The sequence below is a fragment of the Streptomyces sp. NPDC006265 genome, assembly GCF_040613555.1.
In the GTDB taxonomy this organism is placed as follows: domain Bacteria; phylum Actinomycetota; class Actinomycetes; order Streptomycetales; family Streptomycetaceae; genus Streptomyces.
On sequence record NZ_JBEXSH010001025.1, the window covers coordinates 1 to 2,918 of the forward strand.

Sequence of the window (2,918 nt, forward strand, 5' to 3'; positions counted from 1 at the left end):
GGAGTTCCTGCGGTCGCGGGCGCCGGAGGACCGGCTGGAGCAGGCGCGGATCGCCCCCGCGTGAGCCCTATGATCTTGCGGCCGAGTGGAGGAATCGCGGCAGAACGGGGCGGGGTTGTGCGGTGCTGGATCCGGACGGGCCACTGAAGGCGTCTACGACGGTATGGATCTGGAGAAGCATCCCCGCGAGAGTTCCGAGACACGGGTCGATCTGCGCAAACGGCCGGTCGAGCCGCAGGTCCGGCGCGAGCCGGAGGCGGCCGAGGGGTGTCTCGCCGTCGCGATCCGGATTCCCGTGCGGATCATCGTGCTCGTCCTGGTCGTTCCCGTGCGGATGCTGTGGGACGCGCTCGTCGTCATCGGCCGGTTCCTGAACGACGCACTGCTGCGGCCGCTCGGCCGGGCGCTGCTGTGGCTCGGACGGGCGGTGTTCGTCTGGCCGTTCGTGGGGCTGTGGCGCTATGTCGCCGTCCCCGTGGGCAAGGCACTCGGATGGCTCGGGAACGTCCTCCTCGTCGTGCCTCTGGTCTGGCTGTACCGCTACGTCCTGACACCGGTGGGGCACGCGCTCGCGTGGGCCGCCCGGGGCGTCGGGGCGGCCGTCGCCTGGCTCGCGAGGGGCGCGGGAACCGCGCTCGGCTGGGTGTACGCCCACCTGCTCGCGCCCGTCGGGCACGCAATCGCGTGGGTCCTGAAAGGGCTCGGCGCCGGGCTCGCCGCGCTCGGCATCGGTGTCTGGACGGTCCTGGCCCGGCTTGCGAGGTACCTCGTCGTCGTACCGGCCGTCTGGCTGTACACCTGGGTGCTCGCGCCCGTCGGGCGCGCGATCGTCTGGTGCGCCAAGGGGCTCGTGTGGCTGGTGAGCCTGATCGTCACCGGCATCGGCGCGGCCTTCTACTGGATCGCCCGCATCCTGCTGGTCCTGCCCGCGCTCGCCCTCTGGCGCTGGGTCCTCACGCCGGTCGGACGCGTCCTGGCCGTCATCGGCCGGGAGGTGTGGGACGCCCTCGGCCACGCCTGGCGCGTCGCCGGGCACATCTCGCTCGCCGTCGGGCGCTTCCTCGGCACCCTCCTCCGGTGGATCTTCGTCGAACCGGTGCGGTGGGTGTACCGCAGCGTGCTGACGCCCGTCGGGCACGTCGTGCGGGACACCGTCCTGCGGCCCGCGGCCGAGGCCGCCCGCAGCGTGGGACGGGCCACCCGGCAGGCGCTGGCCGCCGCCCGGGAGTCCGTACGTCAGGCCCGCGCCGACTTCCGGCGGATGCTCTTCGGCGAGCCGCGGCAGCCGCGGTCGGTCGGCCGGAGGGAACCATCGGGGCCCGAGGCACGTACTCTTGGTAGCAGTACGACCGCTCTCACGAAGGACTGAACGACACTGGGCAAGCGACAGCCCGAAGGCCCGCCGCCCGCACCCGCGGTGCAGCGCATCCGACTGCGCTACACCAAGCGCGGCCGCCTCCGGTTCACCAGCCACCGTGACTTCCAGCGCGCCTTCGAGCGTGCGTTGCGCCGTGCCGAGGTGCCGATGGCCTACTCGGCGGGCTTCACACCACACCCGAAGGTGTCGTACGCCAATGCCGCACCCACCGGCACGGGCAGTGAGGCGGAATACCTGGAGATCGCGCTCACCGCGCCGCGCGACCCGGAGCAGCTCAGAGCCCTCCTCGACGAGTCGCTGCCCACCGGGCTCGACATCACCGAGGCGGTCGAGGCCCGCACCTCGGGACTCGCCGACCGGCTGACGGCTTCCGTCTGGGAGCTCCGGCTGGACGGTGTACCGCCGGAGGAGGCCCGCCGAGCGGCGGACGCCTTCAACGCGGCCGAGACCGTCGAGGTCCAGCGCCTCGCCAAAAACGGCGTCCGTACGTTCGACGCCCGCTCCGCGGTTGCGAGCCTGAAGGTCCGCGGCCCGGAGGAAACGCACAGTTCGCAGCCTGATAGGCCGACCGACCAGCCCTGTGCGATACTGCGGCTGGTTGTTCGGCACGTGACGCCTGCCGTACGACCCGACGACGTCCTGTCCGGTCTCCGCGCCGTGGCCGACCTGGCGCCGCCGGTCCCCGCTGCGGTGACCAGGCTGGCGCAGGGGCTGTTCGATGAAGAGACCGGCACGGTGACCGACCCGCTCGCGCCCGACCGCGAGGCAGTCGAGGCCCACTCAACGGCCGAACCGACTGCCGCCGCGACGGCGTCGGCGTAAGGAAGGTCCCGCGTAGGGACGGACGTCGTAGCGCCGCCCTCGGACTCGGGAGCCACCTGGGTCGGGCAGCGCACCGACCCAGAAGACTTTCGCCAGGCCGTACGCATTCGGCGTACGGAACCGGCGAGACAGGACACAGAGAGCTCCCGTGCGGCGCCCGCGCCCCGGACGGCGGCGAACGCGCACAGCGCGCGCCGCGGACGTCACCGGCATCGCCGGACCAGGCGCGGCGCCCGGGAGCCTGACGGGAGATAAGCCCGCATGCTCGAACCGACCGAACCCACAGAGGGTTCCGAACAGAACACTCCCAGCGACACCCTGCCGCCCCGCCGGCGGCGGCGTGCCGCGTCCCGCCCGGCGGGACCACCCACCGGTGCCTCCTCCGACGCGCCGGTGGAGACCGTTGCGCCGGCCATACCGGCCGCCGAGGCCGAGGATCTCGCGACTGACCTCGCAAAGGCCGACGAGGTCGGGGAAGCAGCTGCCGAGGCGGACAAGGCTCCCGAGAGCGACGAGGCTGCCGCGCCGGCCCCGCCCAAGCGGCGTCGCGCCGTGCGCCGCGCTTCCGCGCCCGTCGGCGCTCCGGAGGCCGCCGAGGCCGCCGAGACCGTGGTCACGGCGGCCTCGGGCAGTCCCGCCGACTCCGAGCCGGCCGAGGCCGTCTCGCCCGCCGCGTCCGACGATGTGACCGAGGACGCGGCTCCCAAGCGCACCCGGC

2 protein-coding genes and 1 pseudogene are annotated in these 2,918 nt (G+C 73.3%); all 3 read left to right on the forward strand.

Annotation, left to right across the window (positions count from 1 at the left end; translation table 11 throughout):
- The first annotated feature begins 163 nt into the window (after positions 1 to 163).
- The gene (locus ABZ281_RS44570; RefSeq protein WP_356664006.1) at positions 164 to 1,369 is read left to right on the forward strand and encodes a hypothetical protein; all 1,206 of its coding nucleotides are present in this window, start codon (positions 164 to 166) and stop codon (positions 1,367 to 1,369) included.
- Positions 1,370 to 1,417: 48 nt separating this feature from the next.
- Entirely contained in the window at positions 1,418 to 2,200 is a 783-nt protein-coding gene (locus ABZ281_RS44575) for a TIGR03936 family radical SAM-associated protein (RefSeq protein WP_356664007.1), read from the forward strand.
- A gap of 261 nt (positions 2,201 to 2,461) precedes the next feature.
- Positions 2,462 to 2,918: pseudogene (locus ABZ281_RS44580) on the forward strand (ribonuclease E/G); the annotation flags it as partial.